Here is a 17,946-nt window from a genome sequence, read left to right as displayed (position 1 = left end):
CAGTTTAACAAGCTGATTTTCTGACTAAAACAAGTAGAAGTTAAACAATAAAAAACAACTTATCATGTTAATTAGCGACATTAAAGCAAGGGAAATTCTCGACTCACGCGGAAACCCGACTATTGAAGTTGAAGTACTCCTCGAAAGCGGTGCATTTGGCCGTGCTGCGGTTCCTTCCGGTGCCTCAACAGGCGAAAACGAAGCACTTGAACTGCGCGACGGCGACAAAAACCGTTACCTCGGAAAAGGCGTTCTGAAAGCCGTTGACAACGTAAATAACGTAATTGCCAAAGAATTGGTTGGCATGGATGGAACCGACCAGGTAGCCATTGACAACAAGTTACTGGAACTGGACGGCACTAAAACCAAATCGAAACTTGGTGCCAACGCCATGCTTGGTGTTTCGCTGGCATGTGCCAAAGCTGCCGCCGAATTTGCCGGTCTGCCGCTTTATCGTTATATTGGAGGGGCAAACGCAAAAACTTTACCAGTTCCCATGATGAACATCATCAACGGGGGTTCACACTCCGACGCTCCCATTGCTTTTCAGGAATTTATGATTCGCCCCATCGGTGCTACTTCGTTCCGTGAAGGCTTGCGTATGGGCGCTGAAGTTTTCCACAGCCTGAAAAAAGTACTTAAAAGCCGTAATCTGAGCACTGCCGTTGGCGACGAAGGTGGATTCGCTCCTGAGCTGGAAGGCACTGAAGATGCGCTGAACAGCATCATCGAAGCAATTAAAAATGCCGGGTACAAACCTGGCCGTGCAGAAGATGGAGGTGATGTTTCCATTGCACTTGACAGTGCTGCATCAGAATTCTATGCTGATGGTGTTTACAATTATGCCAAATTTGAAGGAGAAAAAGGAGCTAAACGTAATCGCGAAGAACAGGTAGCTTACCTGGCCGAACTGGTGGAAAAATTTCCGATTGACTCCATTGAAGACGGTATGGCAGAAGACGACTGGGATGGTTGGGTAATGCTGACTGAAAAACTGGGTGATAAAATCCAATTGGTTGGCGACGACAATTTTGTTACAAACATTGAATACCTGAAAAAAGGTATCGAAATGGGTGCCTGTAACTCAATTCTTATCAAAGTAAACCAGATTGGTACGCTTACCGAAACGCTGGATGCCATTGAAATGGCTCACCGTGCCGGTTATACTTCAGTTACTTCGCACCGCTCGGGCGAAACCGAAGATTCAACTATTGCTGACATTGCCGTTGCTACCAACAGCGGACAAATAAAAACCGGTTCACTTAGCCGTTCAGACCGTATGGCCAAATACAATCAGTTGCTTCGAATTGAAGAAGAACTGGGCGAAAGCGCCATTTATGGGTATAAAAAAGTTTACAGGAAATAATTTCAATTAAATAGACTAAAGGCCGTCTTTCGAAAGGAAGACGGCCTTTTTTGTTCCACCAGAATTAATATCAGGTTCTTCCTTGCAAACCCGCAATTTCAATATAGTTTTGCAGGTAAATGTTCAACAGAAAATTTTAAGTATTATGATTTCGTCGATTATTGAATTTTTGGTTATGCTCAATCCATTTGCACTTTTTCTTTACCTGGAACCGGTAAGAAAAGACCTCACATTTAAAAACTTTACCAGGGTAATATTAAAAGCATCGCTTATTTCATTTATTATCAGCCTGGTTTTTTTCTTTACCGGTGACCTGATTTTCAGAAAAGTTTTTCATATCGATTTTGAATCATTCCGGATTTTTGGTGGAATCATCATATTTTCATTCGCCTACTTTTTTATTGTCCGCGGACAAAAAGCACTCATCATCATTAAGGAAAACCTCGACGATTTGGCCTCTGAAATAGCATTGCCATTTATGGTGGGAGCAGGTACGATTTCACTGAGCATATTGCTTTCACAAAATCATTCGTTTTTAATTGGTTCAGTATTACTTGTAATCATTTTTGGTATGAATCTTTTGATACTTATTGTATTAACTAAATTCAGAAACTCCATTGAAACCAAAAGGCTGAAAACTGCATTCGATAAAAATATGGAAGTTTTATTGCGTTTAAATGGTTTTTTTATTGGTGCAATTGGAATTAACATGGTGCTCACGGGTATAAACAATATGTTTGTCCTTTAAAAAAGAAGCCCTGCTGATTGAAATATCGGCAGGGCTTCTTGAACCTCAATTTTTTGATTTCTATTCTTCAGAGTGATCCATTTCATCAATTACCCTGATTTTATCTTTCATCAACTCAATTTTCTCCTTGGTTTGCTCAATCTGGCGTTTTACATCCTTAATTAAGGTTTCTGCATTTTTCGATTTGGCAAAAAAGCCGATGTTATTATCCAGCAGCACAAGGTCATTCTCCAGTTGTTTTAGTTTGGTCATATATTTATCGCGTTCCAGTCGCATTTTGTTCTGGCCACGCGACGACTCGGAGAATGATGCCATTTTTGTTCTGAATTTAAGCAGATTACGCTTCGATTCGTCGAGATTTAAATCGTCGAATAATTTATTAATGGCATCCCGAAATCGTTTCTGAATTTCATCTTTCTTCCTGATTGGCACATGCCCTATTTCGGTCCACCGACGCTGGAAATCTTTTAAAATTTTCAGGTTTTTATCTACATCGCCTGTCGATTTAAAGTTTTCAACATCTTTAATCAGTTGTTCTTTTTCTTTCAGATTATCTCCCTGTTCAGAGTCGATACTTGAAAAATGTTCCGATTTTTTGTCGAAGAAATAATCGCAGGCCGCCCTGAAACGTTTCCAGAGAATATCTGAATGTTTACGGGGCACCGGCCCTATTTCCTTCCATTGTTTTTGAATGTTGATGAGATCCTGAGTTGTTTTCCGCCAGTCGTCGCTGTCTTTTAACGCTTCAGCCTGCATACACAAATCAATTTTTAGCTGAAGGTTATTTTGCTGAAGTTCTTTGTTTTTAGCGTAAAACTCGCGCTTATTATCGAAAAATTTATCGCAGCCTTCCCTGAAACGTCTGTAAATTTTATTATTATCCTTTCGCGGTGCAAAACCAATGGTTCGCCACAACCTTTGCAGATTTACCACTTCCTTCGATTTTTCACCCCATTCTTTGTGGGTGGCCAAATCCAGTTCGTTTATCTCCTCCACCTGTTCGCAGAGCGCACGTTTTGCTTCAAGGTTTTTCTTTTGCTCGCCCTTTCGGCTTTCAAAATATTCCTGATGCTTTTTATTTATTTTGGCAGTAGCTGCTTTAAAACGTTCCCAAATATCATCCTTGTTTTCCCGCGGCACAGGACCAATCTCGCGCCAGCGCTCATGCAACTTTTGCAAATTGTTAAAAGCCTTTACCGTATTGGGTTCCAGCAATAATTCCTCGGCCTGTTCACAGAGCCTGATTTTCATTTCCAGGTTCTTCTTCAAATCAAGGTCGCGCAGCTCTTTATTGATTTTGATGTAATCGTAAAAATTTTCAACATGAAAATGGTAGGTATCCCACAAATCCTTCATTTTTGCCTGCGGAACTAATCCAATCTCCCGCCAACGCTGCTGCAAATCCCTGAAATCCTGAAATGTTTTATTAATTGACTCTTCTTTATGAATTAAACCTTTTATTTCCTCAATGATATCGTATTTTACCTGAAGGTTTATCTCCTTTTCCTGTTCCAACTTTTTATTAAACTCGTGCCTGATTTGTCTGTACTGTTTCAGTAAATCTTTGATATCCTGTTCATATGGGTTTTCCTCAGCTTCAAATTCTTCTTCTTCGCCACCCTCCTCAATAAATTGTTTTTTCTGCGCTTCATTCTCCTCTTTTACCGTTTTGTAAAATGCAGCTTTAATGTTTTCAACTTCATCTCTGATATCGTGGTCGCCACTGTTTTCAAGAACATCGCGCAAAGCATTAACCAATTCAATCTGACTAAAAGTAGAATAATCTGGTTTTTCTTTTTTGACAGGTGCAGGTTCCGGCTTTTTCTTTTCTTTTTTCTCTGCTTTTTCTTTATCAGAAACCGGTGCAGCTTCTACTGTTTCTTCTTTTTTGGGCTCGTCCTCAGTGATTTCATTTCCCTGATCCTTTTCAGGTTCACTTTCTTCAGGTTTATTTTCCGGTACAGATTCCCCTTCAGTAGCAATTTCCCCATCATTTGCTGCTCTAACTGATTTAGAATCTACTTCCCTTACAGCTTCATTTTCAGCACTTTCAACTTCCTCATCTTCTGAAACTGCAGCTTCATCTTCCCCCAAAATTTCTGAAGTTTCTGGTTGCTCGTCTGATTCAACCTGCCCGGATTGCTTTTCTGATTCTGAACTTGTCTCAGTATTTTCCTCCTGCTTCCCTGTTTCTCCAGCTTTAGCAGCAATTTCTGCCTGTTTTTCTTCAGTCTCCGGATCCTCTTTTTCTGGTGGAACATAAGTTGAAGTTTCGTCGGTTGTTTCAGCCTGCTTTTCTGTTTCGTCAACAATTGCAGCAGTTTCTTCCTGTGTTTCTTCAGTTACCGGTTCCTCTTTTTCCGGTGGAACATCAGTTGAAATTTCGTTGGTTGTTTCAGCCTGCTTTTCTGTTTCGTCAACAAGTGCAGCAGTTTCTTCCTGTGTTTCTTCAGTTACCAATTCCTCTTTTTCCGGTGAAACATTTGCAGAAACTTTTTCTTCTGTATCAACACTTTCAGTCTTCTTTTCCTGCTCACTAAAAGTAGTTTCCGGTTCAACAGGCTTGTTTTCTTCTACAGATTCCACAGCCTTTTCCTTGTTCTCAATTTGCTCATTCGAAGCAGCAGTTTTGCCAGGTTTTTTCACCTTTGCATCTTTTCTGCTTTTTAACCCTTCCGGGTTTTTCAGATCTTTAGGTTCCATTTACAAAATTTTAAATACCATACATCATGGTGTGCGTAAAATAATCAGACTACGAAAATAGGTAATTACGCCTTAATACTCAAAGATTTTAAAATCAATTTAAAAGACAGGAGTTTGATATTTCAGGTCTGGTAATTCTTTTGCCAGGCGCGGGTTAAAACAGAGATTTACAACTTAATTTCGGAATTTATGTTTAAAAACATCTGTAAAAGTTTAATTTTCAACAAAATCAGTTGAATTGAAATTTTGAGAAATGTCATTTAAGTATTATTTTATCGGCAAATTTAAAATCTGATAAACCATAGATTTAAAAACTTAAAACCGCTTGTTTGATGAAGATATTTTTTTTAAGTAACCAAAACTCGTGCAGAAGCCAGATGGCTGAAGCAATATTGAGAAGCTACGACAAAAATCTGGAAATTTACTCCGCCGGAATAGACCCGGTTGACCATGTAAGTCCGGTAGCCATTCAGGTAATGGCCGAAATTGGAATCAGCCTGAATCCACAGGTTCCCCAGCATTATTCCAAATTCGATGATATAGAGTTCGATTACCTGATTACTGTTGGTGACGGAACAGTTGAACAATTAAAAGTTCCTCCAATCAAATGCAAACGCAAAATGCATCTGGGTTTTCACAATCCTTATAAAAACGCTAAAAACAAGGAAGAAATCAGGCAAAAATGCCGCGAAATCAGGGATGAAATTAAAACCGAAATGGATTATTTTTACCACCGCATTTTAAAAAAGCAGATAGAAAAATCGGTTTAACCTGCAACAATTTTTTCCACTTCATCCGCTTCAACCGGAACACGTTTTCCAATAATTTCACTTCCGGTTTCTGTTACCAGAATGTCGTCTTCGAGCCTGATGCCGCCAAATTGGCGATACTCGTTAACCTTGTCGAAATTTATAAAATCCGCGTTGGTTTTATCGCGTTGCCACTGATCGATTAGTGCCGGAATGAAATAAATTCCCGGTTCGTTGGTCACAACAAAACCTGGTTGCAACCTGCGGCCCAAACGAAGTGCGGCAATTCCAAACTGTTCAGAAGGACGAATTTCATCGTCGTAGCCCACGTAAATCTGGCCGAGGTCTTCCATGTCATGCACATCGAGGCCCATCATGTGTCCAAGTCCGTGTGGAAAAAACAATGCATGAGCACCATTTGCTACTGCTTCCTTAACATCTCCTTTCATAATACCAAGGTCTTTCAATCCCGCTGCAATTACCTCACTTGCTGCCAAATGCACCGATTTGTAGGTAACGCCCGGTTTTGTTAATTCTGTTGCTTTATTATTGGCCGCAAGTACAATTTCATAAATATCACGTTGTTTTTGGGTGAATTTTCCTCCAACCGGCACGGTGCGCGTAAAATCGGATGCATAATGAAGCAACGATTCTGCACCTGCGTCAGTTAACATCAATCGTCCTTCCTTTAAAATTTGCGAATGATCGTGGTTGTGGAGGGTTTCACCATTTTGCGAAAGTATTATCGGGAAGGAAATCATACCACCTCCTGCGGCAGCAATTCCTTCAATGGTTCCGGCAATTTGTTGTTCCCGCACACCTGGTTTGGCGAGCTTCATCGCCGCTACATGCATTTCGTAACCGGTTGCACATGCTTTTTTTATCTCCTCAATTTCTTCGGGCTCTTTAACCGAACGCAAATCAACAACTGCTTTTATCAGTTCAACAGAGGCATATTCGCCAATTCGCAATGCAGAAATACCGAGCAACTGTTCCAGCCAAATTTTGTTTTCTCCCCGGTAGGGAGGCAAAAAATGTATTTTCCTACCCTGTTTAATTGCGTTTGAAAGGAAATCATTCAGTTTTGCAAGAGGAGCCGTTTTGGCAACTCCTACTTTTGTGGCATTTTCCTGAATGGTAACCTGCGGCCCCATCCAGATAATATCATCCAAATCCACATCATTTCCGAAAATATAATCCTCGCCGTTGTCAAAATCAATCACCCCGGCAAGTCCCGGAAAATCGAGCCCGAAAAAATACAGAAACGAACTGTCTTGCCTGTAATGAAATGTGTTGGCTGGGTAGTTCATGGGCGATTCCATATTACCTAAAAAAAGTGCAATTCCGTTGGAAACTTTGTTTTTAAGTTTATTCCTGCGATGGGTATAAATCTCTTTTTCAAACATATTCTTATTTTTATTTTTTTCGATTAGTCCACGAATATATAATTTTTCGCGTGTTTATTTTTAAATTGCAGCACGAATTGTTTAGGTATTCACCATTTATAAAACCGAAATTTAATGCATAAAACAATGAAAAAGATTAGCTTAGCCATTTCTTTATTATTCTTTTTAATTTCCATTCAGGCACAACAAAATCAACAGGAAAATTTTTTAAACCTGAATAAACCCGACCGGCTGGAATGGTTTCGCGACCTGGGATTTGGCATGTTTATTCATTTTAGTTTCGACAGCCAGTTGGGAGTTGTTATCAGCCATTCCATGGCCGGAGCTTCAGAAGATTATCTGAACCGGTTTGTAAATGAGTTGCCCAAAACGTTCAATCCAAAAGAGTTTTCGCCCGATGATATTGCCACACTTGCCAAACTTGCGGGTATGAAATATATCGTTTTCACCACAAAACACCATTCCGGTTTTTGTATGTGGGATACGCAAACCACAGAGTTCAATATAATGAATACGCCTTACGGAAAAGATTTACTGGCTGAATATGTTGATGCTACAAGAAAAGCAGGGCTGGCTGTGGGATTTTACTTTTCGCCCGAAGATTTTAACTTTTTGTATGAAAACGGAATGCAGGTACGACGCCGATTTACTGAACCCATTCCAGAAAAAATTATGGGAAAATATCTGGAGTTGGTTGAACTGCAATGCATGGAACTAATGGCACAGTATGGTGATATTGACATCATATTTTTTGATGGTGGAGAAGGTCCGTTACAGGAAAAATGCAAAGAGGTGGTTTGGGAACTTCAGCCCGAAATTGTAGTTACGCGGGGCGCCATAAAAACTCCGGAACAAATGGTTTTGGGAATTGCGTCCGACGAGCCATGGGAATCGTGCATTACCATGGGTACCCAATGGGCTTACAAACCAACCAATGAAGAATATAAAACCGGTGCCCGGCTTATTGAAATTTTGATTGAAACACGAGCAAAAGGAGGAAATTTACTTTTGAATGTTGGACCAAAACCTAACGGTGAACTACCGGAAGAACAAGATGCCAATCTGCGTGAAATGGCTGCCTGGAATTTTATCAATTACGAGGCGGTTGAAAAAGTAAGCCCGTGGATTTTACCCAACGAAGAAAACATTTGGTTTACCTGGAAACCGGAAGAAAAAACACTTTATGCTTTCCTAACTAAAATCCCTGACTGGACAAGGGGCGCCCGAAAAGAATTTTTGTTAAAATCGGTGCTGACCTCTGAAAAAAGCGAAGTAAGTGTTTTGGGTCAATCTGGAGAATTAGTAGAATACCAACCTGAAACAGATGCCAAAACTTATTTTGAACAGAAAGAAGACGGGCTTCACATTTCATGTGTCAGAGCACAACGCATTTACAATAATAACAAATGGCATAATCCACTTGTACTTAAAATCACCAATGCAGCGCCATCACTCGAACCGCCGGCAGTGGTAACAAACCGGCCGGTAATTTCAGGTTCGGCAAATAATCTGATAACTTTTAATGGCGAAATAATAAATAAAGGTGATGCTGAAAAATTAAAGGCTGGATTTCAGTTTCGTGAATATGCCGGTTTTGTTGAAGAGTTATATTCCGATGAATGGCAGGAATCAGAAACCGTTGAAATTTCAGGTACCGGTAATTTTTCCATCAGTCCGCAATTTAAAAAAGCAGGTAAAGAATACCAGGTAAGAGCATTTGTCGATCATCCGAAACTTAGGATTTACGGCGATATTGTAAGAATCAGATTTTGATTAAAATTTGTCATATCTCCTAAAAAAACTAATTTAGCAACCCTTTACAAAAACCAGTTAAAACCGGAAATGTGAATATTTTAAAAATCAAATTGCACTGGCAAATTCTAATTGCCTTTATTCTTGCTGTACTGTTTGGATACTTCATCCCTGACGGGGTAAAATATGTTTCCTGGATTGGCGACATTTTCCTCAGGGCTTTAAAAATGGTAATTATTCCACTGGTATTCAGCTCAATAATTAGCGGCGTAACCAGCATGGGCGACGGCAAAAACCTGGGACGCCTCGGATTTAAAACCATGACGTATTACCTGGGGACCAGCACCCTGGCCATTTTAACAGGCCTCACCATGGTAAACCTTATTAAACCCGGAGTTGGTGTTGACCTGGGATTTTCGAAATCGGTAGAAGGATTAACAGAAAATACGGGCTCGGTGCGAGATATTTTTTTCAGGTTAATTCCTGAAAACATTATAGATTCCATGGCACAGGGAGATATTTTACCCGTAATATTTTTTGCTATTCTTTTTGGATTTTTTATAACAAAAACAGCAACAAAATACCGGGAAACCCTAACCAATTTTTTCGATTCAGTGTTTGAAGTAATGATGAAAGTTACCCTGTTCATCATAAAATTCACACCACTTGGTATATTCGGAATAGTGGCCACTGAAGTAAAACGCAACTCGGGCGAACTGGCAAGTATAGCCGGAAGCCTTGCCATTTACAGCCTCACTGTTGTGGTCGCCCTTTTAATTCATGCGCTGATTACACTGCCTGTTATTGTAAGGTTTATTGGCAAAGCAAAACCCTATGCCCACCTAAAAAATATGACAGCTCCACTACTTACTGCATTTTCAACATCATCTTCAAGTGCTACGTTGCCTCTTACCATGCAGGCGCTGGAGAATAACAGCGGAGTTTCAAATAAAGTATCAAGTTTTACCCTGCCTCTTGGAGCAACCATTAACATGGACGGAACCGCATTATATGAATGTGTTGCAGCTATGTTCATTGCTCAGGCTTATGGCGTTGAACTGACATTTATCCAGCAAATGCTGGTTGTGGTAACTGCTCTTCTGGCTTCCATTGGTGCTGCCGGAATTCCTATGGCCGGACTGGTAATGATGACTGTTGTTCTAACCGCAGTTGGTCTTCCGCTCGAAGGCATAGGTTTAGTGCTGGCAGTTGACCGGATTCTGGATATGCTGCGTACATCTGTAAACGTGTGGAGCGACAGTTGCGGGGCAGTCACCATAGCAAGGTCTGAAAATGAAGAAACCAGTGTAGCTATTGACTGATTTTTTTACATTTTTTAAGAATTCATATTTGCTGAAATCCCTATTTTTGCGGCAATTTTTATGCAATTCAGAAAAACTAAAAAATATGGAGGTGAAAAATTTTTTACGATTTTCAGTTTTACTTATCATTTTATTTAGCCTTTCAAACTGCAAAAAAAACAAAACCGATGTGCTTTATGATAGAAAGTACGTTAAGGAAATTAAAGCTGCACGAAAGGATGCCGTTTTTTATCTGGCTCAAAACTTTGCCCCAGGTGGCACTTTTGCCATTGCCAAAGAGGGAAAAATCATTTATTCTGAAGGAATTGGACTTGCCTCAGAAGACCTGGAAGTTCCGGTAACCAGAAATACCAAATTCAGGATTGGCCAGGTTTCTGAATTATTTACCAACCTGATTTACCAAAAAATGGTTGAAAACGGAACACTTCACCCCGACTCTGTTGTTCAGCATTATTATCCTGATTTTCCGGAGAAACAATTCAGCCTGCCAGTTCATCATTTGGTTGATCACACTTCAGGAATAAGAGAACCTCAGGGTGAAGAAAGTGACTGGAGAGGATTGAATGTTACCATGCAGGCCGGAATTGAAAATTTCAAAGCCGATTCGCTCGAATTTCCGCCGGGAATGTATCTTGTACCCAACATGTACAATTACAATTTGTTAGGTGTAATTATGGAAAAGGTTACCGAAAAGAAATTTCCTGTCCTGTTAAAAGATTATATTACCGACACTTTAAATCTTGAAAATACCCTGATTGACAATCCGTTCGCTTACATAAAAGGACGGTCTGATTTTTATGACCATAATTTTATTGCACAGGTTGTTCATGCCACCACCCGCGATATGCGTTTCAGAGCGCCTTCAGAAGGATTGCTTTCCAATGCTGAAGACCTTGTAAAGTTTGGCAATGCTCTGCTATATTCCGATTTTTTTTCGGAAGAAATTAAAGCACGGCTTTTTGAGTCGGTGCTGCTCTTTAATGACATTCCATCCAACATGGCTAACGGATGGATATTGATGGAAGATCGTGAAGGAAGAAAAATTTATGGAAGAAGCGGCACTGTTACCGGCGGGGGCGCTGCCTTGCTGGTTTATCCTGAAGAAAAGCTTGTAGTTGCTTGCGCAATAAACCTGGGGTCTTTTTCAAACGATTATCCGATTTTTAACATGGCCCGGCATTTTTTGCCACAAGCTGAAGAACAACCCAAAGATGAAAAGGCAAAAGATTCCGTAACGCCCGATGAAAATTAGGTTTTGAATTCAGGGTTTCCATAAAAATTGGCACTGCCAACGCCAGAAGAACCCAAAAAACTTAAAAACGAATGATCGGCATTTTCAGGATTCAGAAAAAAGGGATTCTACAAATTCCCGTCTTCTGAAAATTTGCAAATGTTCCATTTTTTCACCAATACCAATATATTTTACAGGAATTTTGAACTGGTCGGAAATGCCAATAACTACGCCACCTTTTGCCGTACCATCAAGTTTGGTGAGGGCCAAAGCTGTAACTTCAGTGGCCTTGGTAAATTGTTTAGCCTGTTCAAAAGCATTTTGTCCGGTTGAGCCGTCGAGAATTAACAACACTTCATGTGGAGCACCCGGAACAATGCGCGACATCACTTTTTTAATTTTCGAAAGCTCGTTCATCAGATTTACCTTGTTGTGCAATCGTCCGGCTGTGTCAATAATTACCACATCGGCATTGTTGGCTTTTGCCGACGAAAGTGCATCGTAGGCAACTGAGGCAGGATCTGAACCCATTTTTTGTTTTACGATGGGAACATCAACACGCTGTGCCCAGATTTCAAGCTGTTCAATGGCTGCAGCCCTGAACGTATCGGCAGCGCCCAGGTAAACTTGTTTGCCAGCCTCCTTAAACTGGTAGGCCAATTTGCCAATGGTTGTAGTTTTACCCACTCCGTTTACGCCAACCACCATAATAACATAAGGTTTTTCGGTTTCCGGAAGATCAAAATCAGAAACATCCTCCGAGTTGTTTTCCTCCAGAAGGGCAGCAATTTCTTCTTTTAAAATATGGTTGAGTTCTTCAACTCCCATGTATTTGTCGCGGCCAACCCGTTCTTCAATGCGTTTAATAATTTTAAGGGTAGTATCCACACCAACGTCTGAAGAAATCAACACCTCTTCCAGATTATCAAGCACTTCATCGTCAACTTTTGATTTGCCAACAACAGCGCGGCTCAGTTTTTTAAAAACACTCTCTTTGGTTTTAGACAAGCCTTTGTCCAGATTTTCTTTTTTGCTTCTGGTAAAACTTCCAAATATTCCCATTGATTAAAAATTTGTGGTGGCTAAAAATAGCAATATTTTCTGTGAACGATTAAAGAGATTAGGCTCAAACAAAAAAAGCTTCCACCGGGTGATGAAAGCTTTTTCTGCTCAAACGTCAAATTCCTATTGTTTTTGAAAATAATCTTTTACCTCTTCGTTGGTAACTACTTCTTCTCTAAACATATATGCTCCGCTTTGAGGAGACTTAACCATTTTAATCACTTTGGCATGTCCCCTACCCGATCCTTTTTGTAATGTTGCAACCGTCTTCTTTGCCATAACTTATTATTTAATTTCTTTATGAACAGTAACTTTTTTCAAAATGGGGTTGTACTTTTTCTTTTCCAACCGGTCAGGTGTATTTTTTCTGTTCTTGGTGGTAATATACCGCGAAGTTCCCGGCATACCGCTGTCCTTGTGCTCGGTACACTCTAAAATAACCTGAATTCTGTTGCCTTTACCTTTTTTAGCCATTGCTCAGTCCTTTAAATTTTTTCGATTAATCCTTTTTCTTTCGCTTCCTGAATGGCGGCTACAACACCTTTTTTATTAATGGTACGCAACCCATGCGCCGAAACAGTTAATACAACCCAGCGATTTTCATTCGGAAGGTAAAACTTTTTCCTGAACAGGTTAACGTTAAACTTCCTTTTAACCCTGCGTTTCGAGTGGGAAACATTGTTGCCCACCATAGCTCTTTTCCCTGTTATTTGACAAACTTGTGACATTTTTATATAATTTCTTGATGTACAAACTAACACGTTATTTTAACGGCTTGCAAAGAAAATACTTTTTTAATAAATAATCAAGCTGTTGTGCAAGTTTTTCAGTAAACAATTAACATTGGGGTGTTAGTTCGTCTCAATAAACTCCTCATCACTGGTATTCAATACTTAGCAGAAAAGAAAGTATTTTAATTGGATAAAAATACTTTCGGGTATAAATTTCTACAATTATTTTAAATAATTCCACACATTTATAAATGATAAAAAAAATTAAGCATTTAAATATCAAATACTTAAATGACGAAATAAACTTTTGGCATTAATTTTTCCTAAACCAAAGAGAAACAATTTATTACACATTTTAAAATTTACAGTTATGAATAAATTATTGATAAAAGGAAACTGGAACGAACTAAAAGGAAAACTAAAACAGAAATATGCTGAGCTTTCTGACGATGATCTGGCTTATGTTGAGGGAAAAGAGGATGAATTATTGGGGCGTATTCAAAAGGCTACCGGCAAAACAAAAGAGGAATTATTAAACGTAATCAATAAATTTTAAGGTCATGAGAGGATTATTGTACATTATTGCAGTTATTTTGGTAATAGGTTGGCTGATAGGCTATTTTGCATTTTCGTTAGGTCACCTGATTCATATTTTGCTAATTTTTGCCTTAATTTCAATTCTTATCTCAATTATTAGGGGAAGAAGGCCTTAGCCTGAAAGAATTAATCTTCTTGTACAGCATTCAACTTGTTAATTTCAAACGGAATGGCAAAACTTGCCGGAGAATTATCATGGTCATGGTATTTGGAAAATTGATAGGTTAATTCCACACCAAAATAAAAAATTAGTGAAGCAAAATAAATCCAGATTAATATTACCACTATTGAGCTGGCAGCACCATAAACCTGCCCCAAATTGCTGTTACCAATGAAAAATCCAATTCCCAGCTTTCCGGTGGCAAATAAAACTGCAGTAAAAACGGCTCCAAACCAACTGGCACTCCATTTTACCTTTACATCAGGTAAATATTTATAAATTAAAGCAATAACAAAAGAAACTATAGCAAGCGAAACCACAAAGTTTGCTACCTGGGCTATAATTATAAAATCGGGGCTAATTTGCGTGGCCAGAAATTCTTTAATAATTGCAATGATGGCATCAATAATTAGCGAAACCAACAAAACAAATCCCAAACTCAGAATAACACCAAAAGAAAGAATTCTTGACCTTAGCAAACTCAAAACATTCATTTTCAAATTAGAACGTGTTTTTACCCGCCAAAAAAAATTGATTGAACTTTGCATAGAACTGAATAACGTAGTTGCCGAAACCAAAAAAAAACCAACCCCTATAATTGTTCCAATCAGGCTGTTCTCCGAAAGTTCGTAATTATTAATAGCCTTTTCCAGCACAACAGAATTTTCCTGCCCCACCAGTAAACTCAACTCTTCAAATAACTTTTCACTAATGGCTTTATCGCCTGTCACTATTCCAAAAACTGCAACAATAATTATTATGATTGGCACCATGGAAAAAATAGCAAAATAAGCTGTTGTTCCAGCCATCTCAACCGGTCGGTTTGTCATAAAATGTGCAAGCGATTTACGTGTTATTTTATACCAGTCGGTTATTTTTCCTACAAGACTTTTATTATTCATTTCAAATCATTTTTATCTGTTTGCAATCAGAAATTCAAAGATAAACCAGTTCCATTATAAAGCTATTAATATAACTAAAAGGAATGAAGCCTGAATAAAAATTCTGTGTTTATTTGCATTCAATTTTAATTCTTGCAAAATGGATTACGTTTTAATCGTATTGGGTGCATTTTTTATAGTTGGTGGAATTTTGGGAGGAGTTTTACCCGTTTTACCTGGTCCGCCGTTAAGTTACATCGGCTTGTTATTTCTGCATTTTACTGATAAATACCAATTTTCAACCCGTTTTCTGATTATCTGGCTGATTGTAGCGGCTGTGGTAACTATCATCGATTATTTTATTCCAATTTGGGGAACCAAACGTTTTGGTGGCAGTAAGCGGGGAATTTGGGGAAGTATTATCGGGCTTATCATTGGCCTTTTCTTTTTCCCGCCATTTGGAATTATCATCGGACCATTTGCCGGAGCAGTAATTGGTGAACTTTCGGCAGGAAAAGATTCGGGCGCTGCATTAAAATCCGGGTTTGGTTCTTTTATAGGATTTTTAGTGGGCACACTCATGAAACTCGTTGTCTCCGGATTAATGGCGTGGCATTTTGGGAAAGAACTTTTTTTAAGTTGAAAACAGATTAAGAATAACAAGCTTAGAAGCCCTAAACAAAATTTATTTTGGTCAAAAATTCATTATTTTTTCATTAAAATATTACCCGACAACTTTAAATAAATGACTGAAATATTATGCTTTACCAGTATTTTTGAGTAAATTGCCAGGTTATTTTAAAAATGTAAAATTATGGCAGTATTAAAAGTTATTGAAATTATGGCGTCTTCTGAAAAAGGATGGGAAGATGCAGTAAAAGAAGCTGTGAAAACAGCAAGCAAATCTGTTAAAGGCATCCGATCTGTTTATGTACAGGACCAAAGTGCGGTTGTAAATGACAACCAGGTAATCGAATACAGAATTAACTGCAAGATTACTTTTGAAGTATTTTTGTAGTAATCCTCTGAAAATTAACTAAAATGGGATTAATTTCATTTATTAAAGGTGCGGGGTCAAAGCTTTTTAAAAAGTCTGAAGCAGAAAAAGAACCCGATAAAGGTGCTGTTATTCTTAATCACATCAAAAGTTTTGGCTTCCAAACCGAGAACCTGCAGGCCATTGTAAAAGATGAAACCGTAATTTTAACCGGCAAGGTTGAAACGGTAGCCAACAAAAATAGGATTGTTGTTGCCGCCGGAAATGTGGAAGGAATTTCGGAAGTAGAAGACATGATGAGTGTGATGGAATCGAAAACGGAAAAACAGGCAAAACCACAGGAACCCGAAAAACAGTTTTATACGGTAGTTTCGGGTGATTCACTTTCGAAAATTGCCTTGCGGGTATATGGCAATGCCAATAAATACCCGGTGATTTTTGATGCCAACACGCCCATGCTCAAACACCCTGATAAAATTTATCCGGGACAAGTACTGGTTATTCCCCCACTCGATTGAGTGCGGAAAAATTATGAAAAATAAACGCCGGAATATTGGGAAATCCCAAATATATTTCGGCGTTTATTTATAGTTTTGGAGAGTAAAAAATGAATAAGAAATGAATGGTTTTAAAACGTTTGGATTGATGGCCATTTTAACCTTTCTGTTCCTCCTGATTGGCGGAGCTATTGGTGGCCAGAGCGGGATGATTATTGCCCTTATATTTGCTGGAATAACCAATTTTATAAGCTATTATTTTAGCGACAAAATGGTATTAAAAGTCTATAAGGCACAAGAGCTGCCAAAAGATCACCGCGTTACGGTTATGGTTGAAAAGCTTGCCCGCAATGCCGAACTGCCTATGCCAAAAGTTTATATGGTTAACCAGAATCAACCCAATGCATTTGCTACCGGTCGAAACCCAAGCCATGCTGCCGTTGCAGTAACCAAAGGGTTGGCCGACAGTATGAACGACAACGAGTTATCCGGGGTTTTGGCTCACGAACTGGGACATATTGCCAATCGCGACATTCTGATAGGAACCGTTGCGGCTACATTGGCCGGCGCTATTTCGTACCTGGGCTACGCCTCACGATTTGGAATGGGAAACCGAAATAACCGCGGCGGAAATGTTATTTTTATGCTGCTGGCCATGATCCTGGCTCCATTGGCAGCATCCCTCATCCGAATGGCTATATCCAGAGCCCGGGAATACAAAGCCGATAGTTTTGGCGCCAAAGTTAGCGGCAATCCGTTATACCTGAGCAATGCATTGTCAAAACTTGAAACGTACAGCAAACAAATTCCCATGTCGGGCAACCAGGCTACCTCGCACATGTTCATTGTTTATCCTTTTTCGGGAAAATCGTTTTCGGCTTTGTTCAGCACCCATCCACCCACTTCAGAACGAATTAAACGCCTGAAACAGATGGCAGTTACTGTGTAACTATTTCGTAATTATTTTCTTCTTTTCAGAAAAGACATTCCCATGCGGGCAATGTCGTCAATTATGCTTCCGTCGTTATTCTGATCGAGTAATTGATTGATTACACTTTGTGATTTCGGCGCCTGTTTTTTCTCTGAATTCAGGTAAGAATTAATCACACTGCCCAAAGCATTTCCATCGCCACCTCCGCTTTTCTTACCCAAATATCCCATCACCAGTGGAGCAGCCATTTCCAGAATTTTGCTCACAGAATCTCCACTCAGGCCGGAATCCTTGCTGATGTATTGTTCAACGTTTTGTCGTTTGTTTCCCAGCACGTGTTTCAAAATTCCGGCACCATTGGCCGATTCGGGATTGTTCAGAAAACCTCCGAGATTATCAAGCAGGCTTCCGTCGTGGTCTCGTTTAATGGCATTTTGCAACGATTGGGATCCCTGAGGCGAATTACTGTTTCGTGCCAAAGCATTCATTAAAATGGGAATGGCTGCGGCCATGGCACTTTTTGCTTTATCAGGAGAAGCATTCGTTTTTTGACTTATGGCCTGCAACGAATTATCGTCGAGTTTCGATAGAATTGAATTTAATATGTCTTCCATTTTTGTATGGTTTTTGATTAATATTAAAAGTAATATTTCAGGTTCGATTATGCATTATTTGTCGGCGGAGGAGTATCTTTCTTTTTTCCTTTAATATTTTCAGACAGATCATCAAAAAAATCATCTGTTTTATCTGCAATTTTTTTTCCTTTCACTTTCGCTTTTTCTAAAAACTCGTCGGCTTTGTCGTCCATCTTTT

The 17,946-nt window shown here is 39.3% G+C and carries 20 protein-coding genes; 12 read left to right on the top strand and 8 right to left on the bottom strand.

Translation table 11 applies throughout. The features are described from left to right. Positions 1-61 precede the first annotated feature (61 nt). On the top strand, positions 62-1,366 hold the full coding sequence (gene eno, locus ACESMA_RS11355; protein ID WP_372948967.1) for a phosphopyruvate hydratase: 1,305 nt from the start codon (positions 62-64) through the stop codon (positions 1,364-1,366). 145 nt (positions 1,367-1,511) lie between these two features. Further along, complete coding sequence (locus tag ACESMA_RS11350; RefSeq protein WP_372948934.1) at positions 1,512-2,114, top strand: MarC family protein; 603 nt, start codon at positions 1,512-1,514, stop codon at positions 2,112-2,114. A gap of 60 nt (positions 2,115-2,174) precedes the next feature. On the opposite strand, the gene ACESMA_RS11345 is transcribed toward ACESMA_RS11350, so the two are convergent. After that, complete coding sequence (locus tag ACESMA_RS11345; RefSeq protein WP_372948933.1) at positions 2,175-4,817, bottom strand: DUF349 domain-containing protein; 2,643 nt, start codon at positions 4,815-4,817, stop codon at positions 2,175-2,177. Between the two features lie 332 nt (positions 4,818-5,149). On the opposite strand from ACESMA_RS11345, the gene ACESMA_RS11340 reads away from it, so the two are divergent. Continuing rightward, the gene (locus tag ACESMA_RS11340; RefSeq protein WP_372948932.1) at positions 5,150-5,587 is read left to right on the top strand and encodes an arsenate reductase ArsC; all 438 of its coding nucleotides are present in this window, start codon (positions 5,150-5,152) and stop codon (positions 5,585-5,587) included. Here ACESMA_RS11340 and ACESMA_RS11335 read toward each other — a convergent pair. Further along, complete coding sequence (locus ACESMA_RS11335; protein ID WP_372948931.1) at positions 5,584-6,972, bottom strand: aminopeptidase P family protein; 1,389 nt, start codon at positions 6,970-6,972, stop codon at positions 5,584-5,586. The genes ACESMA_RS11340 and ACESMA_RS11335 overlap by 4 nt on opposite strands. Before the next feature lie 126 nt (positions 6,973-7,098). Between ACESMA_RS11335 and ACESMA_RS11330 the strand changes: the two genes are divergently transcribed. The 3 genes from ACESMA_RS11330 (at position 7,099) to ACESMA_RS11320 (ending at position 11,298) form a co-directional block, all read left to right on the top strand. Then, positions 7,099-8,745, top strand: a complete 1,647-nt coding sequence (locus ACESMA_RS11330) for an alpha-L-fucosidase (protein WP_372948930.1) — start codon at positions 7,099-7,101, stop codon at positions 8,743-8,745. Between the two features lie 71 nt (positions 8,746-8,816). Beyond that, on the top strand, positions 8,817-10,046 hold the full coding sequence (locus ACESMA_RS11325; RefSeq protein WP_372948929.1) for a dicarboxylate/amino acid:cation symporter: 1,230 nt from the start codon (positions 8,817-8,819) through the stop codon (positions 10,044-10,046). 91 nt (positions 10,047-10,137) lie between these two features. Then, on the top strand, positions 10,138-11,298 hold the full coding sequence (locus ACESMA_RS11320; RefSeq protein WP_372948928.1) for a serine hydrolase domain-containing protein: 1,161 nt from the start codon (positions 10,138-10,140) through the stop codon (positions 11,296-11,298). 84 nt (positions 11,299-11,382) lie between these two features. On the opposite strand, the gene ftsY is transcribed toward ACESMA_RS11320, so the two are convergent. The 4 genes from ftsY to rpmB all read right to left on the bottom strand — a co-directional run bounded on the left by ftsY (position 11,383) and on the right by rpmB (position 13,067). Beyond that, the gene (ftsY, locus tag ACESMA_RS11315) at positions 11,383-12,339 is read right to left on the bottom strand and encodes a signal recognition particle-docking protein FtsY (RefSeq protein WP_372948927.1); all 957 of its coding nucleotides are present in this window, start codon (positions 12,337-12,339) and stop codon (positions 11,383-11,385) included. Positions 12,340-12,462: 123 nt separating this feature from the next. Further along, positions 12,463-12,618 (bottom strand): DUF4295 domain-containing protein, encoded by a 156-nt coding sequence (locus tag ACESMA_RS11310; RefSeq protein ID WP_372948926.1) that lies wholly within the window; start codon positions 12,616-12,618, stop codon positions 12,463-12,465. A gap of 6 nt (positions 12,619-12,624) precedes the next feature. Beyond that, positions 12,625-12,813, bottom strand: coding sequence for a 50S ribosomal protein L33 (gene rpmG / locus ACESMA_RS11305; protein WP_372948925.1), 189 nt, complete (start codon positions 12,811-12,813; stop codon positions 12,625-12,627). 11 nt (positions 12,814-12,824) lie between these two features. Continuing rightward, a complete protein-coding gene (gene rpmB / locus ACESMA_RS11300) occupies positions 12,825-13,067 on the bottom strand; it encodes a 50S ribosomal protein L28 (RefSeq protein WP_372948924.1) in 243 nt (80 codons plus the stop codon). Between the two features lie 373 nt (positions 13,068-13,440). Here rpmB and ACESMA_RS11295 point away from each other — a divergent pair, with 373 nt between their 5' ends. Together ACESMA_RS11295 and ACESMA_RS11290 are read left to right on the top strand one after the other, a co-directional pair. Then, complete coding sequence (locus ACESMA_RS11295) at positions 13,441-13,626, top strand: CsbD family protein (protein ID WP_372948923.1); 186 nt, start codon at positions 13,441-13,443, stop codon at positions 13,624-13,626. 4 nt (positions 13,627-13,630) lie between these two features. Next, entirely contained in the window at positions 13,631-13,783 is a 153-nt protein-coding gene (locus tag ACESMA_RS11290; RefSeq protein WP_372948922.1) for a lmo0937 family membrane protein, read from the top strand. 10 nt (positions 13,784-13,793) lie between these two features. On the opposite strand, the gene ACESMA_RS11285 is transcribed toward ACESMA_RS11290, so the two are convergent. Then, positions 13,794-14,729 carry a YihY/virulence factor BrkB family protein gene (locus ACESMA_RS11285; RefSeq protein ID WP_372948921.1) on the bottom strand — a complete coding sequence of 312 codons (936 nt, stop codon included), beginning with the start codon at positions 14,727-14,729 and terminating at the stop codon, positions 13,794-13,796. 139 nt (positions 14,730-14,868) lie between these two features. On the opposite strand from ACESMA_RS11285, the gene ACESMA_RS11280 reads away from it, so the two are divergent. The 4 genes from ACESMA_RS11280 (at position 14,869) to htpX (ending at position 17,151) form a co-directional block, all read left to right on the top strand. Beyond that, complete coding sequence (locus ACESMA_RS11280) at positions 14,869-15,351, top strand: DUF456 domain-containing protein (RefSeq protein ID WP_372948920.1); 483 nt, start codon at positions 14,869-14,871, stop codon at positions 15,349-15,351. Between the two features lie 171 nt (positions 15,352-15,522). After that, positions 15,523-15,726 carry a dodecin family protein gene (locus ACESMA_RS11275; RefSeq protein ID WP_372948919.1) on the top strand — a complete coding sequence of 68 codons (204 nt, stop codon included), beginning with the start codon at positions 15,523-15,525 and terminating at the stop codon, positions 15,724-15,726. 23 nt (positions 15,727-15,749) lie between these two features. Continuing rightward, complete coding sequence (lysM, locus tag ACESMA_RS11270) at positions 15,750-16,223, top strand: peptidoglycan-binding protein LysM (protein ID WP_372948918.1); 474 nt, start codon at positions 15,750-15,752, stop codon at positions 16,221-16,223. A 100-nt stretch (positions 16,224-16,323) separates the two neighbouring features. Beyond that, on the top strand, positions 16,324-17,151 hold the full coding sequence (gene htpX / locus ACESMA_RS11265) for a zinc metalloprotease HtpX (protein WP_372948917.1): 828 nt from the start codon (positions 16,324-16,326) through the stop codon (positions 17,149-17,151). 11 nt (positions 17,152-17,162) lie between these two features. Here htpX and ACESMA_RS11260 read toward each other — a convergent pair whose 3' ends face one another. Then, positions 17,163-17,747 carry a DUF937 domain-containing protein gene (locus ACESMA_RS11260; RefSeq protein WP_372948916.1) on the bottom strand — a complete coding sequence of 195 codons (585 nt, stop codon included), beginning with the start codon at positions 17,745-17,747 and terminating at the stop codon, positions 17,163-17,165. Between the last annotated feature and the right edge of the window lie 199 nt (positions 17,748-17,946).

This window comes from Mariniphaga sp. (assembly GCF_041687215.1).
GTDB lineage: Bacteria > Bacteroidota > Bacteroidia > Bacteroidales > Prolixibacteraceae > Mariniphaga.
Note: the sequence above shows the minus strand (reverse complement) of the source record. Positions and strands in the feature narration are given on the sequence as shown.

Coding starts and splice junctions, on each gene's coding strand:
- ACESMA_RS11350 (WP_372948934.1), top strand. CDS start 1,512: ATGATTTCGTCGATTATTGAATTTTTGGTTATGCTCAATCCATTTGCA.
- ACESMA_RS11345 (WP_372948933.1), bottom strand. CDS start 4,817: ATGGAACCTAAAGATCTGAAAAACCCGGAAGGGTTAAAAAGCAGAAAA.
- ACESMA_RS11340 (WP_372948932.1), top strand. CDS start 5,150: ATGAAGATATTTTTTTTAAGTAACCAAAACTCGTGCAGAAGCCAGATG.
- ACESMA_RS11335 (WP_372948931.1), bottom strand. CDS start 6,972: ATGTTTGAAAAAGAGATTTATACCCATCGCAGGAATAAACTTAAAAAC.
- ACESMA_RS11330 (WP_372948930.1), top strand. CDS start 7,099: ATGAAAAAGATTAGCTTAGCCATTTCTTTATTATTCTTTTTAATTTCC.
- ftsY (WP_372948927.1), bottom strand. CDS start 12,339: ATGGGAATATTTGGAAGTTTTACCAGAAGCAAAAAAGAAAATCTGGAC.
- ACESMA_RS11310 (WP_372948926.1), bottom strand. CDS start 12,618: ATGGCAAAGAAGACGGTTGCAACATTACAAAAAGGATCGGGTAGGGGA.
- rpmG (WP_372948925.1), bottom strand. CDS start 12,813: ATGGCTAAAAAAGGTAAAGGCAACAGAATTCAGGTTATTTTAGAGTGT.
- rpmB (WP_372948924.1), bottom strand. CDS start 13,067: ATGTCACAAGTTTGTCAAATAACAGGGAAAAGAGCTATGGTGGGCAAC.
- ACESMA_RS11295 (WP_372948923.1), top strand. CDS start 13,441: ATGAATAAATTATTGATAAAAGGAAACTGGAACGAACTAAAAGGAAAA.
- ACESMA_RS11290 (WP_372948922.1), top strand. CDS start 13,631: ATGAGAGGATTATTGTACATTATTGCAGTTATTTTGGTAATAGGTTGG.
- ACESMA_RS11285 (WP_372948921.1), bottom strand. CDS start 14,729: ATGAATAATAAAAGTCTTGTAGGAAAAATAACCGACTGGTATAAAATA.
- ACESMA_RS11280 (WP_372948920.1), top strand. CDS start 14,869: ATGGATTACGTTTTAATCGTATTGGGTGCATTTTTTATAGTTGGTGGA.
- ACESMA_RS11275 (WP_372948919.1), top strand. CDS start 15,523: ATGGCAGTATTAAAAGTTATTGAAATTATGGCGTCTTCTGAAAAAGGA.
- lysM (WP_372948918.1), top strand. CDS start 15,750: ATGGGATTAATTTCATTTATTAAAGGTGCGGGGTCAAAGCTTTTTAAA.
- htpX (WP_372948917.1), top strand. CDS start 16,324: ATGAATGGTTTTAAAACGTTTGGATTGATGGCCATTTTAACCTTTCTG.
- ACESMA_RS11260 (WP_372948916.1), bottom strand. CDS start 17,747: ATGGAAGACATATTAAATTCAATTCTATCGAAACTCGACGATAATTCG.